The sequence below is a fragment of the Streptomyces sp. 7R007 genome (genome assembly GCF_054850255.1).
Genome location: NZ_JBTWMV010000024.1, coordinates 106,897 through 133,046 on the forward strand (window position 1 = coordinate 106,897; position 26,150 = coordinate 133,046).

Here is a 26,150-nt window from a genome sequence, read left to right on the forward strand (position 1 = left end):
TGCCTCACACCGGGATGGGGCGTGATCGCACTCTTTGTCATGACTTCGGCGGCGGCCAGGCGTCTCCCCAGTCCGCGTCCCGGGCGGCCTTGTAGAGGTCGCCGTGGCGTTTGGTGACGGTGGTGCGGCCCAGTCGTACGCCGGTCTCGCACAGGTCGAGCAGGACCTGGCCCTTGCGGATCTGCGGGCGCCGCACGATCCGGTCGGAGGCGGGGGTGGCCGGGAGGCGGGTGGCGGCGACGTAGCTGAACTTCTCGTCCTCGTAGGGGAGGGAGCCGCCCTTGACCTGGCGGTGCAGGGAGGAGCGGCTGACGCGGGCGGAGAAGTGGCACCAGTCCTCGCCCGGGGCGATGGGGCAGGGGGCGCTGTGCGGGCAGGGGGCGGCGACGTGGAAGCCGGCGCGGACCAGGCGGTCGCGGGCCTCGACAACGCGGGCGTAGCCGGCGGGGGTGCCGGCCTCGACGATCACGACGGCCCGGGCGGCGGTGGCGGCGGCGTCGACGAGGGCGGCGCGGTCGGGCTCGGTGAGTTCGTTGAGGACGTAGGAGGCGGTGAGGAGATCGGTGCTCTCGATGGTGAGCGCCGATCCGATGCGGGAGCGCTGCCAACGGGCCTGGCTCAGGGCGGGGTGGGCGGCGGCGATCTCGCGGCCGAGGGCGAGGGCGGGTTCGGACCAGTCCAGCACGGTGACGTCGCGCCGGCCGGGCCAGGTGGCGGTGACGGCCCAGGTGGCGGCTCCGGTGCCGCCGCCGACGTCCGTGTGCGTGCCGGGGGTCCAGTCGGGCACGGTCGCGGCGAACGCGTGCAGAGCCGAGCGGGTCGCCTCGAAGGTGGCCGGCATGCGGTACGCGGCGTAGGCGGCCACGTCGGCGCGGTCGCGGAGGATGGGGGCGTCGGTCGGGGTGGCCCCGCGGTAGCTGGCGATCAGCCGGTCGACGGCCTGGGCGGCGTGCCGGGGCGGCAGACCGTCGAGGAGGTCGGCGAGGGCGGTGCGAAGGGTGTCGGCCGGGGATGCGGGGTCGTTCACCCGGCGATTCTAGGTCGCCCGGCGTCTCGCAGGGCCGCGGCGGTTCTCGCCCCCTCCGCCCCTGCCCGTCCCGTCCCCGGAGACTGCGCCCCCGGACCCCGCTTCGGACCTGGACGGGCCTGGTCCTCGCACGCCGGACGGGCTAAAGGGGGCGGCGGGTGAGGGCCGCTCTGGCCAGTCTGGTCGCCGCCGCGGCCCTCGGGCGGTTGTCCGGAGGGCGACGGCGAGGGTGGACCGTGTTGGCCAGGAGGACCAGGAACGTGTCCGTGGCGCAGTCCAGGACCAGGGAGGTGCCCGTGAAGCCGGTGTGGCCCGCCGCGCCCTGGCCCGCGAGCTCGCCCATGAACCAGGGCTGGTCGACCGCGAAGCCCAGGCCGGGCGGGGTGAGCAGGAGTTCCACGAAGTCGGGGCCGAGGATGCGGGCGGGGCCGTAGGAGCCGCCGGCGAGCAGGGTGCGGCAGAAGACCGCCAGGTCGTGGGCGGTGGAGAAGAGGCCGGCGTGGCCCGCCACGCCGCCCAGCGCCCAGGCGTTCTCGTCGTGGACGACCCCCCGCAGCATCCCCCGGTCCACCTTGGCCCAGGGCCGCCGCTGGTCCTCGGTGGCCGCCGCCTCGGGACACGGACCGAACGCGGTGGACGTCATGCCGAGCGGGCGGGTGATGCCGTCGTGGATCAGGGCGTCCAGGGTGCGGCCGGTGATGCGTTCCAGCACGTACTGGAGCAGCAGCATGTTCAGGTCGGAGTACGTGTAGGTGCCGGGGACCCCGACGGGGGCCTCGGCGCGGAGCAGATCCATGCGGGTGGCGGCGTCCGGGCAGTCGTAGAGCGGGAGTTCGGGGCGCAGGCCCGAGGTGTGGGTGAGCAGTTCGCGGATCGTGATGCCGTGCCGGGCGGCGGCGTGGAACTCCGGCAGATACGCCCCCACCCGCGCGTCGATGCCCAGCGTGCCGCGCTCGATCTGCTGCACCGCGGCGACGGACGTGAACAGTTTCGTCAGCGAGGCCAGGTCGAAGGGCGTGCCGACGGTCATCGGCACCCGGGCCTTCGCCGGCAGCTCCACGCCCGCGTCGACCTCCTCGTCGTACCCGGCGTACCGCACGGCCCAGCCCGCCGCCTCCGCGACGGCGATCACCGGGCCGCGCCCGGCGACCACGACCGTGCCGGCCGCCCAGGGGCGTTCTCCGGTGGTGAGCTCGGCGACCTCCCGGGCGAGGTGACGCAGTTCTCCCGCGTCGAGCCCGGCCCGTTCCGGGGTGTCGCCGCGCAGTCTCGGTGCGCTCAGCTCCCTGCTCCCTCCGCCCCCGCACGTGTGTTCCAAGGACGGCACATTCCCATGAAACAGCTGAGCGCTACCAGTGCGGCCGCCAATTGGACGACGGCCATCGGTACGGCGGTGTGCTCGCCGGCGATGCCGACCAGCGGGGAGGCGACGGCGCCGATGAGGAAGGAGACCGTGCCGAGCAGGGCGGACGCGGAGCCGGCGGAGTGCCTGGTGCGGGTGAGGGCGAGCGCCTGGGTGTTGGGCAGGGTCACGCCCATCGCGGACATCAGGACGAACAGGGCGGCCGCCACCGGTGCCAGGCCCGTCTCGCCGAGGACGCCCGTCGCCATCAGCAGCAGCGCGGTCGCCGCGGCGATCACGACCGTCAGGCCGATGCCCAGCACCTTCTCCAGCCTGACCCGGCCGACCAGCACCTTGCCGTTGAGCTGGCCGACGGCGACGAGTCCGACCGAGTTCAGGCCGAACAGGAGGCTGAAGGTCTGCGGGGAGGCGCCGTGGATCTCCTGGATGACGAAGGGGGACGCCGAGATGTACGCGAACAGGGCCGCGAAGGCGAAGCCGCCGGCCAGCATGAAGCCGGTGAAGGGCAGGTCGGCCAGGAGGCGGCGCATCGCGTGCAGGGCCTCGCCCACTCCCCCGGCGTGCCGTTGCTCGGGCGCGAGCGTCTCGGGCAGCCGGGCCCACACCAGGCCGCCCAGCAGCAGTCCGACGCCCGTCAGGACCACGAACACGCCCCGCCAGTCGGTCACCCGCAGGATCTGCCCGCCGATCAGCGGCGCGACGATCGGGGCGACCCCGGAGATCAGCATGAGGGTGGAGAAGAAGCGGGCCATCGCGGTGCCGTCGTAGAGGTCGCGGACGACCGCCCGGGCGATCACTATCCCGGCGGCGCCCGCCAGGCCCTGCACCAGCCGGAAGGCGACCAGGGAGGCGGCGTCCGGCGCGAGGGCGCACAGGGCGGTGGCGACGACGTACACCGCGAGCCCGGTCAGCAGCGGGCGCCGGCGGCCCCAGCGGTCGCTCATCGGGCCGACCACGAGCTGTCCGAGGGCCATGCCGGCCAGGCAGGCGGTGAGGGTGAGCTGGACGGTGGCCGCGGGGGCGTGCAGGGAGCGGGTGACGGCCGGAAGGGAGGGGAGGTACATGTCCATCGCCAGCGGGGGCGTGGCGGTGAGGCCGCCGAGGATGAACGTGACCAGCAGGCCGGTGCGGCGGGCGGCACGGGCGGCGGCCGGTTCCGCTTCCGGTCCGGCCGCCTGCTCCGTGTGCGGTGTCCTGGCCTCCTGCTCGGGCATGCTCCCCTCCCCTTTTCCCGGTCGTACGCCCGTCTGGGCGCCTCCATCGTCTCAGCCCGTCAGGCCGGCTGGAGCCCCTGCGCCCCCGCCTCCGTCACGAAGGAGGCGGCCGTGGAGATCGGGGCCCCGGTCCGGGTGACGTAGGGCACGGTCTTGAAGTCGGCGCGTGCCTGCGTCTGCTCCAGGGTGACGGTGACGTACCCGCGACGGCCGTCGTAGAACTTCAGGTGCGGGTTGGCGGTCATGTACGTGTTCCAGTTCGCGGGTTTCTCCGCGCCGTCCTTGCCGCTGGCGATCGACGTGGCGACGATCTCGGTGCCGAGGGTGCGCGAGGCCGGGTCGTCGAAGTCGTCCTTGATGTCGAAGGCGTAGCCGACGTGCACGTCGCCGCTGAGGACCATCAGGTTCTCGATGCCGGCGGCCTTGGCGCCGTCCAGGATGCGGCGGCGCGAGGCCGGGTAGCCGTCCCAGGCGTCCATGGAGACCTGGGCGACGGCGTTGAGGTCCATCTTGCGCTGGGAGAAGCAGACCTGCTGGGGCACGACGTTCCAGGTGGCCGTCGAGGCGAGCCAGCCGCCCAGCAGCCAGCTCTCCTGGGCGCTGCCGGTCATGGTGCGCGCCGGGTCCTCGGACTCGGGGCCGGGCACGTGCTTGCCGTCGCCGTAGGCCTGGTCGGAGCGGTACTGGCGGGTGTCGAGGACGTCGAACTGGGCGAGGGAGCCCCAGTTGAGGCGCCGGTAGAGCTGCATGTCGGGGCCGACGGGCAGCTGCGGGGCGCGCAGCGGCTGGTTCTCCCAGTAGGCGCGGTAGGCGGCGGCGCGGCGCAGCAGAAACTGGTCCGGCGGGTCGTTGTTCTCGGAGATGGCGCCGGCGTAGTTGTTCTCGGTCTCGTGGTCGTCGAAGGCCACCACGAAGGGGTGTGCGGCGTGCGCGGCCCGCAGGTCGGGGTCGGTCTTGTAGAGGGCGTAGCGCAGCCGGTAGTCCTCCAGCGTGGTGCTCTCGTGGTTGTAGAGCGCGGGCAGCACGCGGTCGGTGTACGCGCGGGCGCCGCCGGCGGCGTCGACGGCGTACTCGTACATGTAGTCCCCGACGTGGAAGACCAGGTCGACGTCGTCCTCGGAGAGATGGCGGTAGGCGGTGAAGTAGCCGTCGGTGTAGGCCTGGCAGGAGACGGCGGCCAGGGTGAGGGAGGCCACGGCGCTGCCGGCGGCGGGGGCGGTGCGGGTGCGGCCGGTGTCGCTGATCCAGGTGCCGGTGCGGAAGCGGTAGTAGTACTCGCGGCCCGGGTCGAGGCCGGCCGGCTCCACGTGGACGGTGTGGTGGTACTCCGGGAAGGCGGTCGCGGTGCCGCTGCGGACGATCGTGGCGAAGTTCTCGTCCTCGGCCATCTCCCAGTCGACGTCGACGGGCTGGGCGGGCAGCCCGCCGTCGGGTTCGTAGGGCGAGGGCGCGAGCCGGGTCCACAGGACCACGGAGTCGGGCAGCGGGTCGCCGGAGGCGACGCCGAGGGTGAAGGGGAAGTCGTCGATGCGGGCCGCGTCCAGGGTGGCGGCGGCCGCGGCGCCGGGGGCGGGCAGGTCCACGGCGAAGGCGAGGGCGGCGGCGGTGAGGCCGAGAAAGCGGCGGCGGCCGAGGTGGCGGGCGGCTGCGCGGAGTTCGGGTGTCTGCCACTGCGGCCGGCCTGATGTGATCGTCATGTTTTCCTCCCGTCATAGTTCAGGGAGGAGGCAGGCGCCGGGCGGGGGGCGACACGCCTTCACCGGGGGCACTGCACCCGGATGGCGGACAGCCGGTCCCGCATGCCGGAAGCTCGCCTACGCTGCCGGGCATGACTGACACGAAGATCGCCGTGGTGACGGGGGCCGGTTCGGGCATCGGGCGGGCCGTCGCGGTGGAGCTGCTGCGCGCGGGCTGGTCGGTGGCGCTGGCGGGGCGGCGCCCGGAGCCGCTGGCGGAGACGGCCGCGCTGGTGCCCGGGGGCGCGAGTCTGGCCGTACGGACCGACGTCGCGCGGCCCGAGGACGTCACCGCGCTGTTCGCGGCGACCGTGGAGCGGTTCGGGCGGGTGGACCTGCTGTTCAACAACGCGGGGACGTTCGGGCCGGGCGGGGTGCCGGTGGAGGAGCTGGCGTACGACGCCTGGCGGCACGTGGTGGACACCAACCTCAACGGGGCGTTCCTGTGCGCGCAGGCGGCGTACCGGCAGATGAAGGAGCAGGACCCGCAGGGCGGCCGGATCATCAACAACGGGTCGGTCTCGGCGCACACGCCCCGGCCGCGGTCCGTCGCCTACACCGCGACCAAGCACGCGCTGACCGGCCTGACCAAGTCGCTGTCGCTGGACGGGCGGCCCTACCGGATCGCGGTCGGGCAGATCGACGTCGGCAACGCGGCGACCGACATGACCCGGCGCATGGAGACGGGGGCGTTGCAGGCCGACGGCCGCGTGGTCGCGGAGCCGGTGATGGACGTGGCCGACGTGGCGCGCACGGTCCGGCACATGGCGGAGCTGCCGCTGGAGGCGAACGTGCAGTTCGCGACGGTGCTGGCGACCGCGATGCCGTACATCGGCCGCGGCTGAGCGCACCGGCGGTCCCTCAACTCGTCAACTTGCACAAACGGAATATGGACTTCCGGTCCATTGCGCCCGGTAGGCGGCCTATGCTCGAATCTCCTCCACAAGAGCTTCACACTTGGAGGAGCGCAGTTCCGCTGGCCAAACCGAGGGGGGAGGCGGCAGTCGTTCCACCGCATCGGGTGGGGGTGGATCCCGCGTGGGACCGCGGGATACGCACCGGTGCGTGGAACGGCTGCCGCGCGCGCCTCAGTTCGCCGTCTCGCCGCCACGACGCCTGCGCAGCGCCCACGCCCCGCCCGCCAGCAGCGCCACCGTGCCGCCCGCGCCCTCCAGCAGCCGCCAGGGCGAGGGGCCGCCCGCGGCCGAGCCGGGCGCGCCGGCCGCCTGCGCCGCCTTCCGGGCCGGCGCCGGCGTCACCTTCGCCCCGCCCTCGCTGAGCGGCTCGACCAGCGTGCCCACCGCCTTCGCCGAACTCCCCTTGCCGAAGCCCCAGTCGAGCAGCGCGGCCGTCTCCTCGTAGACGGCGTTGTAGCCGCTCTTCGGGTGCATCACGGTGACCAGCAGGGTGCGCCCGCCCCGGGTGGCCGCGCCCGTGAAGGTGTTGCCGGCGTGGCTGGTGTAGCCGTTCTTGACGCCGATGAGTCCCTGGTACGTCCGCACGCCGTACGCGCCCGTCAGCAGGCGGTCGGTGTTCTGGATCTGGAAGGTCTTCCTGCCGCCGGCCGGGAAGTCGGCGGTCCTGGTGTGGCAGTAGGCGCGGAAGTCGGCGTTCTTCAGACCGTGCCGGGCGAAGAGGGTGAGGTCGTAGGCGGAGGAGAGCTGGCCCTTGTGGTCGAAGCCGTCGGGGCTGACCACATGCGTGTCCAGGGCCTGCAGGTCCTCGGCCTTGGCCTGCATCTCCGCGACCGTCTTCGCCAGGCCGCCGTTCAGGTGGGAGAGCACGTGCACGGCGTCGTTGCCGGAGCGCAGGAAGACGCCCTGCCACAGCTGCTCGACGGTGTAGGTGATGCCGGGCCTGACGCCGACCAGGCTGGAGCCGGCGGGCACGTCGGCGAGGTCGGCGTCGGTGACCGTGTGGCGTTCGGTCCGCTCGAACTTCGTCAGCACCGTGTCGGCGAACAGCATCTTCAGCGTGGACGCGGGCGGCAGGCGCTTGTGCGCGTTGCAGGAGGCGAGCACCTCTCCGCTGTCGCCGTCGGCGACCAGCCAGGCGGCGGCGGTGATCTTCCTGGGCAGGCCGGTGCCCTGAACTCCCGGATGCGCGAGGCGTTCACCGCCGACGACGGTCGTGGCGTGGGCCTCGGTCGCCGTGGCGAGCGGCAGGGCGGCCGCCGCGAGACCGAGTGCGGCGCGCCGGGTGAGCGGAGACGATACGTGCATCCAGGGACCGTACACCGCACTGAACAGGGGTTTCCTGGCAGTAGGCCCTCTAGAGCATAAGAATTGCCTGTCTTATGGAAATTTGAACACCTACCCCGCTTTCTCAGCTCTGACACATCCTTTACTCAGTGCGACTCAAAGGTTCCTCCATAGCTTGTGGCCGCGCCCACAGCGGGCGCCAAGAACCTTCGAGGAACGGGATGTTTGGCATCTATCTCAAGCGCGAACTGGGCCGGAGAAAGAAGGCGGCTCTGGTCATCGCACTGGGTCTGGCGCTCGGTATCGCGCTGGTCATCACCGTCAACTCGGTGTCGGCCGGCATGACGCAGGCACAGGACAAGGTCCTCAAGTCGCTCTACGGGCTCGGGACCGACATGACCGTGACCAAGGCGCAGTCGGCGCCGACGGCGGGCAGCTCACAGGGCCCTAACTTCAAGTTCGACGCCAAGTCGAGCAGCGGCTCCACGCAGAGCTCGGACCGCGTGATGACGCAGGGCGGTCAGGCTCTGTCGTCCTCTCTGGTCGGCAAGGTCTCGGCGCAGAAGGGCGTGGCGAGCGCGGTCGGCGCGCTCACCCTGAACGTCACCAAGGTCGACGGCTCCTTCACCCAGGGCAAGGCGCAGAGCTCCACCAGCGGCAGCGGCCAGCAGGGCGGCCCCGGCGGGAGCGGCGGCGCCAGCGGTCAGCCGCAGGTGCAGGGCGGCGGCGCCAACTTCAACGTCAACTCCTACTCGGTGGCCGGCATCGACGTCACCGACCAGGACCTCGGCCCGCTGGCCACGTCGAAGATCACCTCGGGCAAGACGTTCACGGCGTCCCAGACCAACGCCAAGGTCGCCGTGGTCAGCAAGTCGTACGCCAAGTCCAAGAAGTACAAGGTCGGTTCGACCTTCAAGATCTCCGGCAAGAAGTACACGGTCATCGGCATCGCGACCCCGGACAGCAGTGAGTCCACCATCGACGTCTACCTGCCGCTGAAGCAGGCGCAGACGCTCGCCGACGCCAAGAACAAGGTCACCACGATCTACGTCAAGGCGACCGACTCCCAGCAGATCTCCACCGTGAAGAAGGAGATCCAGAGCAACATCTCCGGTACGACGGTCACCACCTCCTCCGACCTGGCCTCCACCGTCTCCGGCTCCCTCTCCACCGCCTCCGACCTGGCCACCAGCGTCGGCAAGTGGCTGTCCATCGCGGTCCTCGTCGCCGCCTTCCTGGTGGCGGCGCTGCTGACGTCCTCGGCGGTCTCGCGCCGGGTGCGGGAGTTCGGCACCCTGAAGGCGCTGGGCTGGCCGAGCCGCAAGGTGACCCGGCAGGTCGTCGGCGAGTCCATGGTCAACGGCCTGATCGGCGGCGGCCTCGGCATCGCGCTCGGTCTCGCGGCCGCCTACACGGTCACCGCGATCAGCCCCAAGCTGACCGCGCAGCTCGGCAGCACCGGCGGCATGGGCGGCGGCCCCGGCGGCGGCATGGGCGGCCCCGGCCGGCAGTCGGCCTCCAGCACCATGGAGATCGCCCTGTCCGCCCCGGTCTCCCTGACCACCATCGCCCTCGCCGTGGGCCTGGCGGTCACCGGCGGCCTGATCGCCGGCGCCATGGGCGGCTGGCGCGCCTCCCGCATGCGCCCGGCGGACGCCCTGCGCAGCGTGTCGTAACACCCCCGTCGAGCCGGGGCGCCGCCTCCGATTCCCCCCGGGACGCGGCGCCCCACCCCCCTTCGCTTCTTTGCTTCTTTGATGGAGAACCCATGTACAGACTCACCGGCGTCACCAAGCGCTACACGCGGGGCAAGGAGACGGTGGAGGCGCTGCGCGGCATCGACCTCACCATCGAGGACGGCGACCAGCTCGTCATCCAGGGCCCCACGGGCGGCGGCAAGTCCACGCTGCTGCAGATGATCGGCGGACTGGACCGGCCCACCGAGGGCAGTGTCGAGCTGGACGGCGTGGACCTCGCGCGCCTGAGCGAGACCAAGCTGACCCGGGTGCGGGCCGAGAACATCGGCATCATCTTCCAGGCGTTCAACCTCATTCCGACGCTGACCGCGCAGGAGAACGTCGAGACGGCCCTGGTGCCGCTCGGGGTGAAGCCGGCCGAGCGGCGCGAGCGCGCGGCCGAGGCCCTGCGATCGGTCGGCCTCGGCGAGCGCCTCGGACACGTCCCCTCGGAGCTGTCCGGCGGCCAGCAGCAGCGCGTCGCCATCGCCCGCGCCCTGGTCAAGCGGCCGAAGGTGCTGCTGGCCGACGAGCCCACGGGCAACCTCGACGAGGGCACCCGGGACGACATCATGGCCCTGCTGGAGGGGCTGTGGCACGAGTACGGGCTGACGTTCGTCATGGTCACCCACGACTCCTCCATCGCCCGCCGGGCCCCGCGCCTGGCCACCATCAAGGCGGGTCGGCTGACGCTGACGGAGCAGTACGACGGTCAGATCGCCCGCTGACCCGCCCACCGTTCCCCCCGGGGCCGCTCAGCGCCCGAGCAACCGGTCGATCTCGGCCAGCTGCCCGGCGGTGAGTGGCCCCCTGGCGAGGGCGCCCGCGTTCTCCTCGGCCTGCGCGACCGAGCGGAACCCGGGGATCGGGACCGCCCACGGGCTGCGCGCCCACAGCCAGCCGAGGGCGCCCTGGGCGAGGGTGCGGCCGTCGGCGGTGAGGATCTCCCGCAGGGACTCCACGCGCTCGAACCACGCCTCGTCCACGCCGCTGCCGCCGACGAACCCCTCCAGCCAGGCCGGCGGCCTGCTGCGCACGTCCCCCGCCTCCAGCGGCTGACCGGGCCGGCGCCGGCCGCCCAGCAGGCCCATGGCCAGCGGGCTGCGGTTGACGCTCGCCAGCTCCAGCCGCGCGCACAGGGCGAACATCTCGGGGGTGTCCTCCAGGACGTTCACCGAGTGCTGGACGGCGGTGCAGTGCGCTCCCTCGGCGAACACCGCCGCCCGGGCCGGGTCGTCGGTGCTCCAGGCGTAGGCGCGGATCAGGCCCTCGCGTACGAACTCCTCGCAGGCGTCGCGCAGCCGGGCGGCGCGCTCGGGGTCCAGGTCGTTGAGGTGGAGCTGGTAGAGGTCGACGTGGTCGGTGTCCAGGCGCTTCAGGGAGGCGGTCAGGGCACGGCGGGCGTACTCCGGCGAGTCGTCCGTGCCGGTGCGGGTGCGGGTGTCCTCGTCGAAGACGTTGCCCCACTTGGTGGCGATCACGACGTCGTCCCGGTGCTTGCCGAGAGCGCGGGCGAGGACGCGTTCGCTGTGCCCGGCGCCGTAGGTGTCGGCGGTGTCGAAGAAGGTGACGCCGAGGTCGAGGGCGCGCCGGACGGCCCGTACGGACTCCTCGTCGTCGACCTTGCCCCAGCCCAGCGGCTGTCCGTCGAGGTCCTGCCACTCTCCGCCGATGGCCCAGCAGCCGAAGCCGAGAGCGCTTACCCGTATGCCGCTGCGGCCCAGTGTCCTGTTCGTCTCCATGCCCACGGACCCTAGGAGTTGGAGCGCACTCCAGGACAAGGGGGTCGTGCGGTCGTGTTACGCCTGACCGGTCTCGAAGCGGGAGATGCGGCCGTCGTCGTCGACCGTGAAGCTCCACCGGGTGCGCATCTCGCCCCACGTGTCGTTGCGGTAGTGGGCGAGGAGGGCGCGGCCGCCCTGGGACTCGTTGTCGACGTCGAGGTGGCCGTGGGAGGAGAAGATCTCCCGGTCGATCCACTCGGCGAGGTCGCGGTCGGAGCCGTCGTCGGACATGGTCGCGTCCTCCGTGAGCAGCGCCATGAACGCGTCGCGGTCGTGGGCGTTGACGGCGGCGACGAAGGCACGCACGGTCGGGTCGCTGAGTCTGGCCGGCTGAATCGTCATGCCAGTCAGACTCACACCGTGCGTCCGGGCCCGCCACCCGAACGGCGGCGCGGGCGGGACCGGGGGTGGCGGCGGTGCGACGGTGGATACGTGAGGGGGGTCGGCGCCGACGCTTTGGAGTGACCGTGACTTCTTACGACCGACGTGACCTGGGCCTGCTGCTGCTCCGGCTGGGCGCCGGGGGTGTGCTGGCCGCGCACGGCGCGCAGAAGCTGCTCGGCTGGTTCGGCGGGCACGGGATCGAGGGAACCGGGCAGTTCATGGAGTCCGTCGGCTACGCGCCGGGCAAGGCGAGCGCCACGGCGGCGGGGCTGGCGGAGGCCGGCGGGGGCGTGCTGCTGGCGCTGGGGCTGGCCACGCCGGCGGCGGGTGCGGCGGCGGCCGGGGCGATGGCGGGGGCGTCGGCGGTGCATGCGCCGAACGGGTTCTTCAACACCGAGGGCGGCTACGAGTACGCGGCCACCCTGGGCCTGACCGCGGCCGGCCTCGCCGTCGCCGGCCCGGGCCGCCTCTCCCTGGACCACGCCCTCGGCCACGTCCTGGACCGCGGCTGGCACGTCTCCGCGGCGCTCGGCGTGACGGCGGCGGCCACGGCCCTGATCGTAGGCACGCGCGCCAAGCGCCTGCGCCAGGCGAAACAGGGCGAACAGGAACCGCTGTTCGAGGAGTAGCCGACAGGCCGCCCAGGGTCGGCGGCCCGGTCGACGGAGCGGATCGGCACACCGGATCGGCGAGTCCCGGTGAGGTGCCCGTGCCGACCGCACCGGACGCGACCAGGCCCCGTGAGGTGACGGTGCCGACCGCACCGGACGCGACCAGGCCCCGTGAGGTGCCCGTGCCGACCGCACCGGACGCGACCAGGCCCCGTGAGGTGACCGTGCCGACCGCACCGGACGCGACCGCGGACCGGGACGGTCGAGCGTGTCAGGCGTGGCCGCGGACCGGGCCGAGTGAGCACACCGGACGAGGCCGTGAAGCAAGTCCGCCGACGTGGACCGCGGACCGGGCCCAGCGAGCGCGCCAGACGCGCCCGTGAAACAGGTCCGCCGGCGTCGCCGACGCGGACCGGGCCCAGCGAGCACACCGGACGCGACCGTGAAGCAGGTCCGCCGACGTGGACCGTGGATCAGGCCCAGCGAGCACACCGGACGCGGCCGTGAAGCAGGTCCGCCGGCGTCGCCGACGTGGATCGTGGACCAGGCCCAGCGAGCGCATCGGACGCGGCCGTGAAACAGGTCCGCCGGCGTCGCCGACGTGGATCGTGGACCGGGCCCAGCGAGCGCATCGGACGCGGCCGTGAAGCAGGTCCGCCGGCGTCGCCGACGTGGATCGTGGACCGGGCTCGGCGAGCGCGCCGGACGCGGCCGTGAAGTGGGGCGGGCGAGGTCGGCAGCGTGGGTGGGGTGGGCGCGTGGCAAGCTGCCCGGCATGACTGATTCCGTGCCGGTGTGTGCCGGGCAAGAGGTTCCCGAACCCGACCTGTGGGGGGCCGTCGACTCGTTGTGGGAGTGGCTCGACGGCAACCAGGCGCATGGCGGCCGGGAAGGGCTGTTGCTGCGGATGCTGAAGTTGTCGGAGGAGGTCGGGGAGGTCGCGCAGGCCGTCATCGGGGCGACCGGGCAGAACCCGCGCAAGGGCACCAGCCACACCTGGGAGGACGTCCAGGGTGAGCTGTGCGACGTCGTGATCACGGCTCTGGTGGCCCTGCGCACCCTCACCCCGGACGCCCGCGAGGTCTTCACCTCCCATCTGGCCCGCGTGACCGACCGCTCGCTCGGCCCGCGGGGATAGCCCTCCCGCTCACGCCGGCCGGCTGCCCGCACCCGTCCGCAGCGCCGCCCGCTGGATCTTGCCGCTCGGTGTCTTCGGCAGGTCCGCCACGACGTGCACGGCCCGCGGGTAGGCGTGCGCGGACAGCCGGCGTTTGACCAGGTCCTGGAGGGACGCGGTCCAGGCGGCGTCGGTGCGGGCGCCGGGCCGGGCGACCACGTACGCCTCCACGACCTCGCCGCGCAGCGCGTCCGCGGCGGCGACCACCGCCGACTCGGCCACGTCGGGATGGGAGTTGAGGACGCTCTCCACCTCGAAGGGGCCGATGCGGTAACCGGCCATGATGATGACGTCGTCGTCGCGGGCCGCGAAGTAGAAGTCGCCCCGCTCGTCCCGGCGCGCGATGTCCCCGGTGTAGTACCAGCGCCCGCACGGGCTGAACCGCTCGGCCGTGCGGTCCGGCGCGCCCCGGTAGCCCCGGAACCACATCAGGGGGCTGTGCGCGAGGTCGACGGCGACCCGTCCGGTGACCCCGGGCGGCGCGGTCTCGTCGCGGTCCTGGTGCAGCACGGTCAGGGCCCAGCCGGGCAGCGCGCCGCCCATGGAGCCGGGACGGATCAGGCGGCGGACCGACGGCGCCCAGCCGTTGCCGGCGACCATGCCGAGCTCCGTCTGCCCGTAGTGGTCCCGCACGGGCACGCCGAGGGTGCGCCGCGCCCAGGCCGGCACGTCGGCGCCGAGGGGTTCGCCGGCCGAGGAGGCGCAGCGCAGGGCGGGCGTGACGCCGGGAGCCCAGCCCGCCTCGCGCAGCAGCCGGAAGGCCGTCGGCGCGGCGGCGAAGTTGGTGACACCGCGGCCCGCGAGGACCGCCCGGGCCGTGTCGGGGGTGAACCTGGGCTGGACCAGCAGGCTGCGGTGGCCGAGCGCGAGCGGCCCGACGACCGCCTGGTAGAGGCCGTAGCCCCAGCCGGGGTCGGCGGCGTTCCAGAAGACGTCGTCGGCCCGGTGGTCCAGGGCGTGGACCTGGTAGGAGTGGAAGCCGGCGATGGCCCGCACGGGCACCGTGACCGCCTTGGGGGTGCCGGTGGTGCCCGAGGTGAACAGCTCGACGAACGGGGCGTCCCCGCCGACCGCCACCGCGGCCGGAAGGGACGGTGCCGTCGCCGGCAGCCCCGCCCAGTCGTCCTGCGCCACGACGACCGGGCACGGCAGGCCGGGGGCGGCCTTGTGGGCCTGGTCCCGGTCGGCGACCAGCAGCCGCGCTCCGCTGCCGCGGACCCTGGCCCGTACGGCCTCGGGTCCGAAGGCGGTGAACAGGGGCACCTGGACGGCGCCGAGCCGCCAGATCGCGAGCAGGCCGACGACCAGTTCCTCCGACTTGCCCATGAGGGTGGCGACCCGGTCCCCCGGGCCGATCCCGGCCGCCCGCAGCCGCCCGGCCAACGCGGCCGACTTCTCGGTGAGCCGGCCGTACGTCAGGTCGTGCGCCGACAGGTCCTGGTGGACGATGGTGAACGCCGTCGCCGTGCGCGGATGCCGGTCGCACAGCAGCTCGGCGACCGAGGCCGCGGGGCCGCCGTAGCGGGACAGGAGTGCTTGGACGGTCACGGCGTCACCCCGCGACGGGGGCGGTGGGCTGCTCCTCGGCGGTGTCGGCCACGGCCACCGGCGCGGCCGGGGCCTTGGCCCGGGGCCGGGCGAAGCGGCGCATGAGCGGCTCCTCCACGTACCGGTTCAGCAGCCAGGCCAGCGCCCACGACAGCGCGAAGGCGAACAGTCCGAGCGCGACCGCCTCGCCGGTGCTCCACGACTTGGTCGAACCGAGCGCCACATGGCCGAAGTTGAGCACCAGCCAGTGCAGCAGGTAGAAGGCGAAGGCGAGTTCGCCGCCGCGGACGAAGAGCCGGCTGCGGAACGGCGACCAGGTGCTCTCGATGTCGGCGGTGGCGCCCGCCGCGACGACGAGGGCGATCGGGCCGCTGGTGGCGGCGACGAAGCTCCACGGCTCGGCGATGTTGGAGGCGAGCAGGTAGCCGCCGAAGAGCAGGGTCATGGCCGCCCACAGCGGCAGCCGGATCCACTTGCCGGTCATGACGATACGGGCCATCACCATGCCGAGGACGAAGTCGAGGGCGCGCACCGGCGGCGCCATCTGGATGAACCAGACCCGGTAGGTGGGGATGGTGAAGTACATCGGCTTTGCGGGCAGCAGTTCGGCGACGAACGGGATCGCCCAGGTCGCGGCGACCAGGCCGGCCGCCCACCACCACAGGCGCTCGGGCCGGATGGCGGCCACGGCCCGGTGGAAGAGCGGGAAGCAGACGTAGAAGAACGCCTCCGCCGCCAGCGACCAGCTGACGAAGTCCATGCTGAAGAACGTGTCGGAGCGCGGGAACCAGGGGTGCAGCAGGAACAGGTTCGGCAGGGCACTCTGCCAGCGTATGGAGACCCCGAGCCAGACCATCAGGAGCGCGGCGAGCACCCACGCGACCACGTGGTTGGGGACCACCTTGACGGCGCGGCGGCGCCAGAACCTGCGGGCCGGCTCACCGGGCTTGGCGATCAGCGTGAGGATGAACCCGCTCAGCACGAAGAAGAAGCCGACCTGCATGGGCCCCGCCTTGTGGAAGAGCGTCATGTAGGTGTCGGCGGCCCACTTGTCGTGGAAGGGGAACTGGAAGGCGAAGTGGAAGGCGAAGACCAGGACGGCCGCGACGAACCGCATGCCGTCCAGGGCGGGCAGCCACGCGGGGCGCGCGCCGGCCGGCGGGCTGCCGGCGGAGGTGGTCTGCAGGCGTGCCATGAGGCATCACTCCAGAGAGAGGGAAGGAAAGAGGAAGAGGAGAGGGGCACGGAAGGCATCGGCAACAGTGCTGTCGATGGCTTGAACCCGCCTAGAAGCCGGGTGGCGTGGGGCATTCCGCCCGGGTTCGCCCGGTTCAGTGCCCGGTGAAGGTGGCGTGTCCGGGCCCCCGCTCGACGAACGCCCGCATGCCGGCCAGGCGGTCCTCCGTGCCGAACAGGCCCGCGAACAGGGCGCGTTCGACGAGCAGCCCGGAGGCCGGGTCGGTGCTCGCGCCGAGGTCGACGGCCTGCTTGGCCGCGCGCAGGGCGAGCGCGGGGCCGCCGACGAACCGGGCCGCCCACGCGCCGGCCGCCTTCAGCACACCGTCGGCGGGCACCACGTGGTCGGCGAGGCCGATCGCCAGCGCCTCCTCGGCGGTGAGCGTGCGGCCGGTGAAGATCAGGTCCTTGGCGCGGGCGGGCCCGACGAGGCGGGTGAGCCGCTGGGTGCCGCCCGCGCCGGGGATCACGCCGAGCAGGATCTCGGGCAGGCCGATGCGGGCGTCGGCGGCCAGGATGCGGTGGTCGGCGGCGAGGGCGAGCTCGCAACCGCCGCCCAGCGCGAAGCCGTTGACCGCGGCCACCACGGGTTTGGGGATGTCGGCGACCGCCGTGAACGCGTCCTGGAGGTGCCGCGCCCAGCGGGTCATGTCGGCCGGGGACATGCCGGCCATCTCGCGGATGTCGGCGCCCGCGCTGAACCGCTCCGGCCCGCCGTACAGCACGACGGCGGCGACGTCCTCGCGGTCGGCGGCCTCGTGCGCGGCGGCTTCCAGGAGCCGCTGGGCGGCGGTGTCGAGGGCGTTCACCGGCGGCCGGGCGAGCAGGAGGGTGCCGATGCCGTCGGTGACGTCGAGGCGCACCGCCTTCGTGGTCACGCCCACAGCAGCCCCCCGTTGACCTCCAGCACGTGCCCGTTGACGTAGGAGCTCTCCTCGGTGGCCAGGAACAGCGCGCCCTGGGCCGCCTCGTCGAGGGTGCCGGCGCGGCCGAGGGAGAAGCGGGAGCGGTAGGCCTCCCAGACCTTGGGGTTGGCGGCGACCTCGCGGCCCATGCCCTCGTCGAGGACGCCGGGGGCGAGGCAGTTGACCTGGATGCCCTTGCGGCCGAGCTCGATGGCGGAGACGCGGGTGAGGGTCTCCACGGCGGCCTTGGTCGCCGAGTAGCCGGCGGCGCCGATCGCGACGCGGCTGGACATGCTGGAGGAGACGGTGATGATGCGGCCGCCGCCGGTCCCGGTCATGTGGCGGGCGGCGGCCTGGAGGCTGTAGAAGACGCCGTTGAGGTTGGTGGCGACCATCTCGTTCCAGTCCTCGGGGGCGAGCCGGTCGACCTTGCCGTCGCGGTTGAGGCCGGCGTTGGCGACCAGGATGTCGAGCTGCCCGAAGGTGTCGACGGCGCGCCGCAGCAGGGCGTCGACGCTCGCCGGGCTGGTGACGTCGACGGGCATGTAGGCGACGCGGTCGGGGAGTTGGGCGATGAGCCGGTCGATGTCGTACGGGTTGCGGGCGGCGCATACGACGCTCGCGCCCTCGTCCAGGAACCGTTCCGCGATGGCCCGGCCCAGACCCTTGGTGCCGCCGGTGACGACGGCGACCTTGTCCTTCAGTCGCATGGGAGGAGCCCTTTCAGTACCAGGTGAGGACGGAGGCGCCGACGGTCATCCCGCCGCCGACGGAGGCCAGGAGGATGCGCTCGCCGCGCTCCAACGGCCGCTGCTCGTGGGCGTGTTGCAGGGTGACGGGGATGGAGGCCGCCCCGGTGTTGCCCCATCGCGGCGCGGTGAGGGGCACCTTGGCCATGTCGACGCCGAGGTGGCGGGCGAGACCTTCGAGCATGCGGGTGTTGCCCTGGTGCAGGATCAGCCGGTCGATGTCGCCCAGGCCGAGGCCGGCCGCGTCCAGGGCGGCGTCGACGACCTTCGGGACGCTCTGCAGGGCGTAGGTGAGGACGGCGGGCCCGTTCATCCGGAACAGGTGCCGGCCGGCCGCGCGCGCCGCCGCGTCCAGGGGCTCCCGGGTGCCGCCGGCGACGACCTCGACCAGCTCGTGGTGGTCGCTGTCGGTGACGAGGCGGGTGGCGTGGATGCCGTAGCCCTCGGGCACCGGCGCGAGCAGGACGGCGCCCGCGCCGTCACCGAAGAGGGAGACGGTGCGCCGGTCGGTGCGGTCCATGATCGTCGAGTACATGTCGGCGCCGACCACCAGGGCCGCGGGTCCGGCCGTGCCGCGCGCGAGGAGGGATTCGGCCACGGCGAGGGCGTAGACGAAGCCGGAGCAGACGGCGTTGACGTCGAGGGAGGGCAGGCCCGGCAGGCCCAGGCGGTGCTGGAGTTTGGCGGCGGTGGCCGGCTGGGGCTGGTCGGGCGTGGAGGTGGCGAGGACGATCAGTCCGGTGTCCGTACGGGCTTGGGGGCACCGGTCGAAGAGGTCGTCGACGGCCTCGCGGGCGAGGTCGGAGGTGGTGGTGCCGGGCTCGGCGTAGCGCCGGCCGTGGATGCCGGTGCGCTCGGCGATCCAGGTCGGGTTCGTGTGCGCCCAGGCGCTGATCTGGTCGTTGTCGATGGTGCGCGGCGGCACGTAGGCCCCCGTCGCGACGATTCCCACGGGCATGGCCGACTCCTGGTCGAGCGTCGATGGCTGGGATTCGGCCACCGTAGGAATCGCGCCTCGCGCGGGTGTGGAGCATGGACAGAGCGCTCGTACCGCATGAAACGGGCATGCCGACCGGCCGGGCCGCGGAGGGACGGCCCGGCCGGTCGGCCCGGGGGGTGGGGGTGGTTCTCGGATGGGGCGGGGGTGCGCAGGCGGGGTGCGGGCGTTTCAGGCGGGGTGGGGCAGCAGCACCACGCGGCCCTGGTGGGCGCGGGACTCGATGATCTCGTGGCCCTTGGCCGCCTCCTCCAGTGGCAGCCGGGCGTGTACGGCGGCCGTGAGGCGGCCCGCCGTCAGGTGGGCGGTGAGGTCGGCGAGGCCGTCGGAGTACTGGCGGGGGTGCAGCCGCTGCCAGGCCGAGAGGGAGAAGCCGGTGACGGACTTCAGGGCGATCAGGTCCAGGACGGGCACCTTCGGCACGTCGGTGCCGCCGCCCGCGGAGCCGTAGAAGACGAGCCGTCCGCCGGGTGCGAGCAGCCCGGTCCCGGCGAGCAGGACGTCGCCGCCCACGCTGTCCAGGATCAGGTCGACGCCCCGTCCGCCGGCGGCGTCCGCGACCTCCTTGGGCCAGCCGGGGCGGGTGTAGTCGACCACGGCGTCGGCGCCCAGGGAGCGGGCGAACTCCAGCTTGGCCGGTGAGCTCGCCGTCGCGATCACCCGGCCGGCGCCCGCCAGCCTGGCGAGCTGCACGGTCAGATGGCCGATGCCGCCGGCCGCCGCATGCACCAGCACGGTCTCCCCCGCCCGGAACCGCCCGGCGGCGAGCGTGCCCACCGCGATGGGCCCCGCACCCGGCAGCACCGTCGCCGCCGCCGCGTCGAGCCCTTCGGGCACCGGCACCAGGTGTGCCGCGTCGGCCACCGCGTACTCGGCGTAGGCGCCCTGCATCAGGAAGGCGCCGACCCGGTCGCCGGCCCTGACGTGCCCGGCGCGCGGGCCCACGGCCGCGACCCGGCCGACGACGTCGCCGCCCAGCACCACCGGCAGGTCCGCGCGCCAGGGACCGGGGAAGCGGTCGCGGCGCATCTGGGTCTGGGCGAAGCCCACGCTGACGGCCTCGACGGCGATCAGCACCTGTCCCGGGCCGGGTTCGGGGACGTCGGTCTCGGCCACCCGCAGCACGTCGGGGTCGCCGTAGCGGGCGATCGGGACGGCACGCATCTGCTCGCTCCTCACGGGGTCACCAGGGCAGGGGGCCGGTCTCGGACTGGAAGGTGGCGGTGGGCCCGTCGTCGGCGAGGACGGCGAGGCGGGTGACCGTCACGGCGGCCTCCTCGGCGGTGCCGACGCCCTGGTGGCCGTTGAGGTCGGTGGCGACGTAGCCGGGCTCCACGGCGTTGACCTTGATGCCGTCGGCCTTCAGGGCGTGGGCGTACATGAGGGTGAGGGCGTTGAGAGCGGCCTTGGAGGAGTTGTACGCCAGCATCTGGAAGGGGGCGAGGCGTTCGGGCTCGGCGGAGTTGACGGTGAGGGAGCCGAGGCTGCTGGAGAGGTTGACGATCCGGCCCCGGCCGGAGCGGCGCAGCAGCGGCACCATGGCCGAGGTGACGGCGGCGGCGCCGAAGACGTTGGTCTCGTAGGTGGAGCGCAGCAGGTCGGCGGTGACCTCGACGACGGGGACGCCGTGGTCGAGCAGGACGCCCGCGTTGTTGACGAGGATGTCCAGCTTGCCGTGGGTGCGCCGGATGTGGTCGGCGGCGGCCTTGACGCTGTCCTGGTCGGTGACGTCGAGGAGGACGGCGTGGGCGTCGGCGCCCTCGGCGGCCAAGGCGGCGGCCGCCGCGGTACCGCGGTCGAGGTCGCGGGCGCCGACCAGCACGGTGACGCCGAGGGAGCCGAGGCGGCGGGCGGTCTGGTGGCCGATGCCCTTGTTGGCGCCCGTGACCAGGGCGACGGTGCCGGGCGGCGGGGGCGTGAGGTCGTCCTTGCTCATCAACTGGGTCCTGTTCTGCGGGAGTCGGGTCAGGGGATGCGGACGCCGGTGAGAGGTTCGCCGGGGCGGCCGAGGTAGGTGACGTCGTGCCGGGCGACCAGCGCCTCGATGGCCGCGCGGTCGGGGGGCGTGTCCTTGCCGAGCAGTTCGGCGAGGCCCTCGAACATGGCCTCGCTGCCGCCCGGGGTGGAGATGCACAGCATCCGGCTCGGGCCGTCGGCGATGTTGCGGAAGCCGTGGCCGATGCCGCGCGGGCCGTAGAGCAGGGTGCCGGGGCCGGCCTCGTGGACGCGGTCGCCGAGCTGGATGTCGTAGGCGCCCTCGATGACGTAGAACGTCTCGTCCAGGCCCTCGTGCAGGTGCAGCGGCGGGCCGCCGCCGGGCGGGGTGGTCAGCTCGAAGAAGGAGAACAGTCCGCCGGTGTCCGCGGAGCGGAGCAGGATGCGCCCCTCCTCCACGGTCCACCTCACCGGCTCGACCTCGTCGCGCACGATCACCTTGCCGGGCCTGACGGTCATGCTCGACTCCCCTGTTTCCGGCGCCCTTTCCGGGCTGACGTCAGGAGGGTGCGCCGGGCCGCTGGAGTCCGCCTCGAATCCGGCCGGTCAGGCCCGCAGCAGGACCGCCTTGCCCCGGAAGGCGCGCTTCGCCCACGCCTCGAAGACCTCCGGCGTGCGCGTCCAGTCGTCGACCCGGCCGATCACCGGACGCAGCCGGCCCTCGGCGACCAGGGAGACGAGGATCGCGAGGTCCTCGCCCTTGGTCTCCTCGGGGTGTTCGCTGATGAAGCCCTGGACGCGGGCGTTGTGGCCGCGCACGGCGAAGTCGCGCAGGCGCAGTTCGGTGGGGCCGTTGTGGCCGCCGTAGACGACCGCGATGCCGTCGGGGGCGAGCAGGCGCACGGCGTCGGTGAGCAGGGGGCCGGCGACGCCGTCGAGGACGAGGTGGTACGGGCCGAGGGCCGGGTCGCGCAGGCAGGTGACGACCTGGTGGGCGCCCAACTCCCTGGCCTGGGCCGCGCGTTCGTCACTGCTGACGTGTGCGGTGACCGTCGCCCCGGACAGCGCCGCGAGCTGCACGGCGAACTGGCCGACCCCGCCGGTGGCCCCGGTGACCAGGACCCGGCGGCCGAGCACCGCCCCGCCGACCCGCAGCGCGCGCAGCGCCGTGAGGCCGGCGATGGGCAGGGTCGCGGCCTGTTCGAGGGCGACCCGGTCGTCCAGCACGGCCGAGCGGTGCACCGGTACGGCGACCCGCTCGGCCCAGCCCTCCCAGTCGACCCGGGCCACCACGCGGGCGCCGGCCGGCGGGCCGCTGCCGTCGGCCGCCGGCCGCAGCACGACGCCGGCGACGTCCTGACCGGGGCGCCAGCCGTCGGGCCGCTCCTCGATCAGCTTGGTCTCGCCGGGGTTGACCGCGTAGGCGCGTACGTCGAGCAGGAACTCCCCCGCCGCGGGCTGCGGTTCGGGCAGGTCGCCGGCGAGCCGGAGCCCGGCCCGCGCCGTACGGTCGGTGATGAAGCCGCGCATCCGGCCCTCTTTCTCCTTCTGTGCCCGGTGCTCAGACCGACGCCTCCGCCGCGACCGCCGGTGAACTGTCCGCCGCGGTGGCCGGCTTGGCGGCCGGGCGGGTCAGCAGGGCGGTCAGGGCGGCCATCACGGCGATCAGCGCGAGGTTGATCCAGACGACGGTCTCCGCCGCGGAGGCGAAGTCCGCGCGTCCGGTGGGCGTGCCGAGCGCGGAGAAGAACACGGTGCCGATCACGGCGAGCCCCGCCGTGCCCGCGAACTGCTGGGTGGTGTTCAGCATGCCGGAGGCGACGCCCGCCTGCTGCGGCCGCACCCCGCCCAGGGTCGCGCCGATCAGCAGCGGCAGCACCAGCGTGTTGCCGAACCCGAGCAGCGCCAGGCCGACGACCAGCCAGGCCACGTCGATGCCGCCGCCCAGCGTCTGCAGCGCCGTGCCGATGAACACCATGCTCACGGCGGTGACGGCGCAGCCGAGCAGCATCGCGCCGCGGGCGCCGATTTTGGGCACCAGGCGCCGGCCCGCGACCGGTCCCGCCATGCCGAGCACGGCCATCGGCCCGAAGGCGAGGCCCGCCTGCAGGGCGCTGAGGCCGAGGCCGGACTGGAGCAGCAGGCTCAGCACGAAGATGCCGCTGGTGAAGGACGCCATGAAGGCGATGTTGACACCGAGGCCGAGGCTGAAGCCGCGATTGCGGAAGAGGGCCAGGTCGAGCAGCGGGTCGCCGCCGCGGCCGCCGAGCCGGCGCTCCCACCAGATCGCGGCGACGCCCACGGGCACGGAGACGCCCAGCGAGATCCAGGTCCACAGCGGCCAGTGCTGGGTGCGGCCGAGGACCATCGGGACCAGGGCGAGCGCGAGGGCGCCGGAGACGCCGACCACGCCGAGCGGGTCCAGGCCGGGGCGCCGGCCGGTGTGGACCCTGGGCAGCAGGCGCAGGGCGAAGCCGACGACGACCACGCCGACGGGCAGGTTGAGGAAGAAGATCACCCGCCAGCCGAGGCCGAGGACGTCCGCGCTGAGCAGCAGGCCGCCGAGGACCTGGCCGCAGACGCCGGCGAGACCGGCGACCACGCCGAACCAGGACAGCGCCTTCATGCGCTCCTCGCCGGGGAAGACGGAGGTGATCAGGGCGAGGACCTGCGGGACCATCGCCGCCGCGGTGAGGCCCTGGAGCAGGCGGGCGGCCACCAGCTGGCCGGGGCTCTGGGCGAGGCCGCACAGCACGGAGGCGAGGGTGAAGCTCGCCATGCCGATCAGGAACATCCGGCGGTGGCTGAGCAGGTCGCCGAGCCGGCCGCCGAGGACGAGGCCCGCGGCGTACGTGAACGAGTAGCCGCCGACGATCAGTTCCAGGGTGGCCTCGCCGGCGTTCAGGTCGTGCTGGAGCGAGGGGATGGCGACGTTGATGACGTTGAGGTCGAACCCGTACATGAAGGTCGCCGACAGGATGACCGGAAGCATCAGCCATCGGCGCGGGTCTGGGGTGGTCATGGTGCCTCCAGAGCGGGGACGGTGCGGGCGTGCACTGCGGTGCGGGTTTCACACACTTCGAAGAGGTCGATGGTCATCGAACTGTGCGATGATTTTCGAAGAGTACGATGGATGTGGAACTCTGCGCAACGGTGAACTACGCTGGCGCGTATGAGTGATGAGGTCTTCCACCCGGCGGTCGAGGACCTGCCGCTGTCCAAGGTGCTCGGCGCGCTCGCCGATCCGGCCCGTCTCGCGATGGTCCGCGCGGTGGCCGCGGGGGACGGGTTGTCCTGTACGCGGCTGGGGCAGGAGGCCGGGCTCGAACTGAGCAAGTCGACGATGTCGCACCACCAGCGCATCCTGCGGGAGTCGGGGATCACCCGGACCCGGGTGCAGGGGTCGCACCGGATTCTGCGGTTGCGGCGGGAGGAGCTGGACGGGCGGTTCCCCGGGCTGCTGGACGCGGTGCTGGCCGCGCCCGCCGAGCCGGTCCCGGTGCGGCGGCAGGTGGTGAAGGCGCGGTAGGGACGTCACCGGGCCGCAGGTCGGGACGTGCCGTCGAGGACCGTCGCCGCGTAACCGCGGGCCGCCGGTTCCCACTGCAGGACCGCGTGGCCCGCTGCCGCGTTCGCGTCCCGCCAGTAGCGCTGGAAGTCTCCCGACTCGCTCTGCGCCCGGGTGCCCGCCGTGCGGGCCAGGCGGTTGACCGCGTCCAGGAGGAGGTCCACCGCCAGGACGTGGTCGCGCTGGGCCCGGGCGGCGAGCAGCGGGGAGGGGCGGTCGGCGTCGGCGTCCGTCGCGGCGCGCTCCAGCAGCAGGCGGGCGGCGTCGATCTCGCCTGACGCCCTGGCCAGGGTGAGTTCGCCGGTGGCGTCCTGGCCGCCGGAGATCCGGTCCGCGGAGGGGGCGGCGAGACGCTTCTGCGCCACCGCGCCGGACCAGCTGCGCAGGGCGCCCTCGGTCGCGCCGAGGACCGGGGCCGCGAAGGACAGGCCGCTCACACTCTTGAGGGGGACCCGGTGGGCGTGGGCGGTGGAGGCGACGGCGGTGCCGGCGAGCAGGTCGGCCCGGGCGAAGGTGTGTGCGCGCGGGACGAAGGTGGGCTCCAGGGCGAGGGTGTCGCTGCCGGTGCCGCGCATGCCGACGGTGAACCAGGTCTCCTCGACGGTGTAGGCGGCGCGGGGGACGAGCAGGAAGCGGACCTCCCTGCCGCCGTCGTCCGTCGGCACCGGGCAGCACAGCAGGGCGTGGTCGGAGGCGTGGACGCCGCTGAGGTAGGCCCACTTGCCGTCGATCTCCCAACCGCCGCTCACCGCACGGGCGTTGCCGCCCGGCATCAGGGCGCCGACCACGAAGGCGTCGGGGCCGTCGGCCCAGACGGCGCGCTGGCCCTCCTCGGGCAGGAAGCCGGCCATGCGGCCGAGGGTCGCGGCGATCGAGGCGCACCACGCGGCCGAGGCGTCCCCGGCGGCGACGTCGGCGACCTCGCGCACGAACGTGACGAAGGAGCCCTCGGCGCCGCCGTGCCGGGCGGGCACGAAGTGCCGGGCGAAACCGGCGGCCCGGATCGCCTCCGTCACCTCCGGGCCGAGCCTGCGGTCGAGTTCGGCCTTCGCGGCGTGGGCGGCCGCCAGCTCGCCGACCTCGCGCGCCGTCGGCGCCGGGGCGCGGGCGGGTGAGGCGTCGGACATCGGAAGTACCTCCTGCGGTCGGGGGACGGGACGGCAAGTCGGGGGACTGAACGGCAAGTCGGGGGACGACAAGCGGTCACCCAGCCTCGTACGGGGTGCTGGAGCGGCACTCGAACGCCGCTGGGGCCGGCCAGGCCGGGCGCGCTTCCCCGCCTGCGTCCCCGCCACCCCAACCCGCCCCACCCGCCTTCGAGTTGCGTTCTAGCCGGGTCGTCGACCTTCGAAGCTGCCAACGGCGATCTCCCGTCGGCGGTGGGAGATCCCCGCCCGGCGCAGACGAAAGGAACGCAACGCGATGCTCTGCTCGACCGAAGGCCGCACGGCGACCCGCGGCCGTACTCAGGGAGCCTGCGACGCTCCGGGCCACCCGGCAGGTGTCCGATGAACCGGCGTGTGGTGATGACCGGGATCGGCGTGCGCGCCCCCGGCGGGACGGGCACCAAGGAGTTCTGGGACCTGCTGACCTCGGGCCGTACCGCGACCCGGCGCATCTCGTTCTTCGACCCCTCCCCGTTCCGCTCGCAGGTGGCCGCCGCGGTCGACTTCGACGCGGAGCTGGAGGGCTTCTCCCCGCGGGAGATACGGCGGATGGACCGCGCCACCCAGTTCGCCGTCGCCTGCACCCGGGACGCGGTGGCCGACTCGGGGCTGGACCTCGCCGCGGGGGACCCGCACCGGCTGGGCGTCTCGCTCGGCAGCGCGGTGGCCTCCGCGACCAGCCTGGAGCGCGAGTACCTGGTGATGTCGGACGCCGGACGGCAGCCGGTGGTCGACCCCGCCTATCTGTCGCCGCACATGTTCGACTACCTCAGCCCCGGTGTCATGCCGGCCGAGGTCGCCTGGTCCGTGGGG

The 26,150-nt window shown here is 73.5% G+C and carries 25 protein-coding genes; 7 read left to right on the forward strand and 18 right to left on the reverse strand.

Going from position 1 to position 26,150, the window contains the following annotated elements:
• Positions 1-37 precede the first annotated feature (37 nt).
• From ACYF6T_RS28190 to ACYF6T_RS28205, 4 genes are all read right to left on the reverse strand, one after another.
• On the reverse strand, positions 38-1,027 hold the full coding sequence (locus ACYF6T_RS28190) for a small ribosomal subunit Rsm22 family protein (protein ID WP_461699899.1): 990 nt from the start codon (positions 1,025-1,027) through the stop codon (positions 38-40).
• A gap of 142 nt (positions 1,028-1,169) precedes the next feature.
• Positions 1,170-2,354 carry a serine hydrolase domain-containing protein gene (locus ACYF6T_RS28195; protein WP_461699901.1) on the reverse strand — a complete coding sequence of 395 codons (1,185 nt, stop codon included), beginning with the start codon at positions 2,352-2,354 and terminating at the stop codon, positions 1,170-1,172.
• Complete coding sequence (locus tag ACYF6T_RS28200) at positions 2,306-3,604, reverse strand: multidrug effflux MFS transporter (RefSeq protein WP_461699903.1); 1,299 nt, start codon at positions 3,602-3,604, stop codon at positions 2,306-2,308. Before ACYF6T_RS28200 ends, ACYF6T_RS28195 begins: the two co-directional genes overlap by 49 nt.
• A 59-nt stretch (positions 3,605-3,663) precedes the next feature.
• Positions 3,664-5,301 (reverse strand): alkaline phosphatase D family protein, encoded by a 1,638-nt coding sequence (locus ACYF6T_RS28205; RefSeq protein WP_461699905.1) that lies wholly within the window; start codon positions 5,299-5,301, stop codon positions 3,664-3,666.
• Between the two features lie 131 nt (positions 5,302-5,432).
• Between ACYF6T_RS28205 and ACYF6T_RS28210 the strand changes: the two genes are divergently transcribed.
• Positions 5,433-6,185, forward strand: coding sequence for an SDR family oxidoreductase (locus tag ACYF6T_RS28210; protein WP_461699907.1), 753 nt, complete (start codon positions 5,433-5,435; stop codon positions 6,183-6,185).
• Between the two features lie 243 nt (positions 6,186-6,428).
• Here the strand turns inward: ACYF6T_RS28210 and ACYF6T_RS28215 are convergent, their stop codons facing one another.
• Positions 6,429-7,562: a D-alanyl-D-alanine carboxypeptidase family protein gene (locus ACYF6T_RS28215; protein ID WP_461699908.1), complete on the reverse strand. Its 1,134-nt coding sequence runs from the start codon at positions 7,560-7,562 to the stop codon at positions 6,429-6,431.
• Positions 7,563-7,762: 200 nt separating this feature from the next.
• On the opposite strand from ACYF6T_RS28215, the gene ACYF6T_RS28220 reads away from it, so the two are divergent.
• Positions 7,763-9,217 (forward strand): ABC transporter permease, encoded by a 1,455-nt coding sequence (locus ACYF6T_RS28220; protein WP_461699909.1) that lies wholly within the window; start codon positions 7,763-7,765, stop codon positions 9,215-9,217.
• A gap of 92 nt (positions 9,218-9,309) precedes the next feature.
• Positions 9,310-10,005, forward strand: a complete 696-nt coding sequence (locus tag ACYF6T_RS28225) for an ABC transporter ATP-binding protein (protein WP_461699910.1) — start codon at positions 9,310-9,312, stop codon at positions 10,003-10,005.
• A 27-nt stretch (positions 10,006-10,032) separates the two neighbouring features.
• Here ACYF6T_RS28225 and ACYF6T_RS28230 read toward each other — a convergent pair whose 3' ends face one another.
• Both ACYF6T_RS28230 and ACYF6T_RS28235 read right to left on the reverse strand, forming a co-directional pair.
• Positions 10,033-11,019, reverse strand: a complete 987-nt coding sequence (locus ACYF6T_RS28230; protein ID WP_461699911.1) for an aldo/keto reductase — start codon at positions 11,017-11,019, stop codon at positions 10,033-10,035.
• Between the two features lie 57 nt (positions 11,020-11,076).
• Positions 11,077-11,403 (reverse strand): nuclear transport factor 2 family protein, encoded by a 327-nt coding sequence (locus tag ACYF6T_RS28235; protein WP_461699912.1) that lies wholly within the window; start codon positions 11,401-11,403, stop codon positions 11,077-11,079.
• 125 nt (positions 11,404-11,528) lie between these two features.
• Here ACYF6T_RS28235 and ACYF6T_RS28240 point away from each other — a divergent pair, with 125 nt between their 5' ends.
• Positions 11,529-12,074, forward strand: a complete 546-nt coding sequence (locus tag ACYF6T_RS28240; protein ID WP_461699914.1) for a DoxX family protein — start codon at positions 11,529-11,531, stop codon at positions 12,072-12,074.
• Between the two features lie 757 nt (positions 12,075-12,831).
• Positions 12,832-13,194, forward strand: a complete 363-nt coding sequence (locus ACYF6T_RS28245; RefSeq protein WP_461699916.1) for a MazG-like family protein — start codon at positions 12,832-12,834, stop codon at positions 13,192-13,194.
• 9 nt (positions 13,195-13,203) lie between these two features.
• On the opposite strand, the gene ACYF6T_RS28250 is transcribed toward ACYF6T_RS28245, so the two are convergent.
• The 10 genes from ACYF6T_RS28250 to ACYF6T_RS28295 all read right to left on the reverse strand — a co-directional run bounded on the left by ACYF6T_RS28250 (position 13,204) and on the right by ACYF6T_RS28295 (position 23,625).
• The gene (locus ACYF6T_RS28250) at positions 13,204-14,781 is read right to left on the reverse strand and encodes an AMP-binding protein (protein ID WP_461699917.1); all 1,578 of its coding nucleotides are present in this window, start codon (positions 14,779-14,781) and stop codon (positions 13,204-13,206) included.
• Positions 14,782-14,785: 4 nt separating this feature from the next.
• The gene (locus tag ACYF6T_RS28255) at positions 14,786-15,976 is read right to left on the reverse strand and encodes an acyltransferase family protein (protein WP_461699919.1); all 1,191 of its coding nucleotides are present in this window, start codon (positions 15,974-15,976) and stop codon (positions 14,786-14,788) included.
• 136 nt (positions 15,977-16,112) lie between these two features.
• Complete coding sequence (locus tag ACYF6T_RS28260) at positions 16,113-16,880, reverse strand: enoyl-CoA hydratase/isomerase family protein (RefSeq protein ID WP_461699936.1); 768 nt, start codon at positions 16,878-16,880, stop codon at positions 16,113-16,115.
• Between the two features lie 11 nt (positions 16,881-16,891).
• Positions 16,892-17,632, reverse strand: coding sequence for an SDR family NAD(P)-dependent oxidoreductase (locus ACYF6T_RS28265; RefSeq protein WP_461699920.1), 741 nt, complete (start codon positions 17,630-17,632; stop codon positions 16,892-16,894).
• A 13-nt stretch (positions 17,633-17,645) separates the two neighbouring features.
• On the reverse strand, positions 17,646-18,629 hold the full coding sequence (locus tag ACYF6T_RS28270) for a 3-oxoacyl-ACP synthase III family protein (protein WP_461699921.1): 984 nt from the start codon (positions 18,627-18,629) through the stop codon (positions 17,646-17,648).
• 210 nt (positions 18,630-18,839) lie between these two features.
• Positions 18,840-19,832 carry a quinone oxidoreductase family protein gene (locus tag ACYF6T_RS28275; RefSeq protein ID WP_461699922.1) on the reverse strand — a complete coding sequence of 331 codons (993 nt, stop codon included), beginning with the start codon at positions 19,830-19,832 and terminating at the stop codon, positions 18,840-18,842.
• A 19-nt stretch (positions 19,833-19,851) separates the two neighbouring features.
• Positions 19,852-20,604 carry an SDR family oxidoreductase gene (locus tag ACYF6T_RS28280; protein ID WP_461699923.1) on the reverse strand — a complete coding sequence of 251 codons (753 nt, stop codon included), beginning with the start codon at positions 20,602-20,604 and terminating at the stop codon, positions 19,852-19,854.
• 29 nt (positions 20,605-20,633) lie between these two features.
• Positions 20,634-21,122, reverse strand: a complete 489-nt coding sequence (locus tag ACYF6T_RS28285; protein WP_461699925.1) for a cupin domain-containing protein — start codon at positions 21,120-21,122, stop codon at positions 20,634-20,636.
• Between the two features lie 87 nt (positions 21,123-21,209).
• Positions 21,210-22,133: a zinc-binding dehydrogenase gene (locus ACYF6T_RS28290; RefSeq protein WP_461699927.1), complete on the reverse strand. Its 924-nt coding sequence runs from the start codon at positions 22,131-22,133 to the stop codon at positions 21,210-21,212.
• A gap of 31 nt (positions 22,134-22,164) precedes the next feature.
• Complete coding sequence (locus tag ACYF6T_RS28295) at positions 22,165-23,625, reverse strand: MFS transporter (protein ID WP_461699929.1); 1,461 nt, start codon at positions 23,623-23,625, stop codon at positions 22,165-22,167.
• Between the two features lie 150 nt (positions 23,626-23,775).
• Between ACYF6T_RS28295 and ACYF6T_RS28300 the strand changes: the two genes are divergently transcribed.
• Positions 23,776-24,132, forward strand: a complete 357-nt coding sequence (locus tag ACYF6T_RS28300) for an ArsR/SmtB family transcription factor (RefSeq protein ID WP_461699930.1) — start codon at positions 23,776-23,778, stop codon at positions 24,130-24,132.
• Between the two features lie 5 nt (positions 24,133-24,137).
• Here ACYF6T_RS28300 and ACYF6T_RS28305 read toward each other — a convergent pair whose 3' ends face one another.
• Entirely contained in the window at positions 24,138-25,298 is a 1,161-nt protein-coding gene (locus tag ACYF6T_RS28305) for an acyl-CoA dehydrogenase family protein (protein WP_461699932.1), read from the reverse strand.
• A 381-nt stretch (positions 25,299-25,679) separates the two neighbouring features.
• Between ACYF6T_RS28305 and ACYF6T_RS28310 the strand changes: the two genes are divergently transcribed.
• A partial coding sequence (locus tag ACYF6T_RS28310; protein ID WP_461699933.1) for a beta-ketoacyl synthase N-terminal-like domain-containing protein occupies positions 25,680-26,150 on the forward strand: 471 nt, incomplete at its 3' end.

Bases quoted from the DNA above. Each gene is read 5' to 3' on its own strand.
- ACYF6T_RS28200 (WP_461699903.1), bottom strand. From the start codon at position 3,604: ATGCCCGAGCAGGAGGCCAGGACACCGCACACGGAGCAGGCGGCCGGA.
- ACYF6T_RS28205 (WP_461699905.1), bottom strand. From the start codon at position 5,301: ATGACGATCACATCAGGCCGGCCGCAGTGGCAGACACCCGAACTCCGC.
- ACYF6T_RS28210 (WP_461699907.1), top strand. From the start codon at position 5,433: ATGACTGACACGAAGATCGCCGTGGTGACGGGGGCCGGTTCGGGCATC.
- ACYF6T_RS28215 (WP_461699908.1), bottom strand. From the start codon at position 7,562: ATGCACGTATCGTCTCCGCTCACCCGGCGCGCCGCACTCGGTCTCGCG.
- ACYF6T_RS28220 (WP_461699909.1), top strand. From the start codon at position 7,763: ATGTTTGGCATCTATCTCAAGCGCGAACTGGGCCGGAGAAAGAAGGCG.
- ACYF6T_RS28225 (WP_461699910.1), top strand. From the start codon at position 9,310: ATGTACAGACTCACCGGCGTCACCAAGCGCTACACGCGGGGCAAGGAG.
- ACYF6T_RS28230 (WP_461699911.1), bottom strand. From the start codon at position 11,019: ATGGAGACGAACAGGACACTGGGCCGCAGCGGCATACGGGTAAGCGCT.
- ACYF6T_RS28235 (WP_461699912.1), bottom strand. From the start codon at position 11,403: ATGACGATTCAGCCGGCCAGACTCAGCGACCCGACCGTGCGTGCCTTC.
- ACYF6T_RS28245 (WP_461699916.1), top strand. From the start codon at position 12,832: ATGACTGATTCCGTGCCGGTGTGTGCCGGGCAAGAGGTTCCCGAACCC.
- ACYF6T_RS28255 (WP_461699919.1), bottom strand. From the start codon at position 15,976: ATGGCACGCCTGCAGACCACCTCCGCCGGCAGCCCGCCGGCCGGCGCG.
- ACYF6T_RS28265 (WP_461699920.1), bottom strand. From the start codon at position 17,632: ATGCGACTGAAGGACAAGGTCGCCGTCGTCACCGGCGGCACCAAGGGT.
- ACYF6T_RS28270 (WP_461699921.1), bottom strand. From the start codon at position 18,629: ATGCCCGTGGGAATCGTCGCGACGGGGGCCTACGTGCCGCCGCGCACC.
- ACYF6T_RS28275 (WP_461699922.1), bottom strand. From the start codon at position 19,832: ATGCGTGCCGTCCCGATCGCCCGCTACGGCGACCCCGACGTGCTGCGG.
- ACYF6T_RS28280 (WP_461699923.1), bottom strand. From the start codon at position 20,604: ATGAGCAAGGACGACCTCACGCCCCCGCCGCCCGGCACCGTCGCCCTG.
- ACYF6T_RS28285 (WP_461699925.1), bottom strand. From the start codon at position 21,122: ATGACCGTCAGGCCCGGCAAGGTGATCGTGCGCGACGAGGTCGAGCCG.
- ACYF6T_RS28290 (WP_461699927.1), bottom strand. From the start codon at position 22,133: ATGCGCGGCTTCATCACCGACCGTACGGCGCGGGCCGGGCTCCGGCTC.
- ACYF6T_RS28295 (WP_461699929.1), bottom strand. From the start codon at position 23,625: ATGACCACCCCAGACCCGCGCCGATGGCTGATGCTTCCGGTCATCCTG.
- ACYF6T_RS28300 (WP_461699930.1), top strand. From the start codon at position 23,776: ATGAGTGATGAGGTCTTCCACCCGGCGGTCGAGGACCTGCCGCTGTCC.
- ACYF6T_RS28305 (WP_461699932.1), bottom strand. From the start codon at position 25,298: ATGTCCGACGCCTCACCCGCCCGCGCCCCGGCGCCGACGGCGCGCGAG.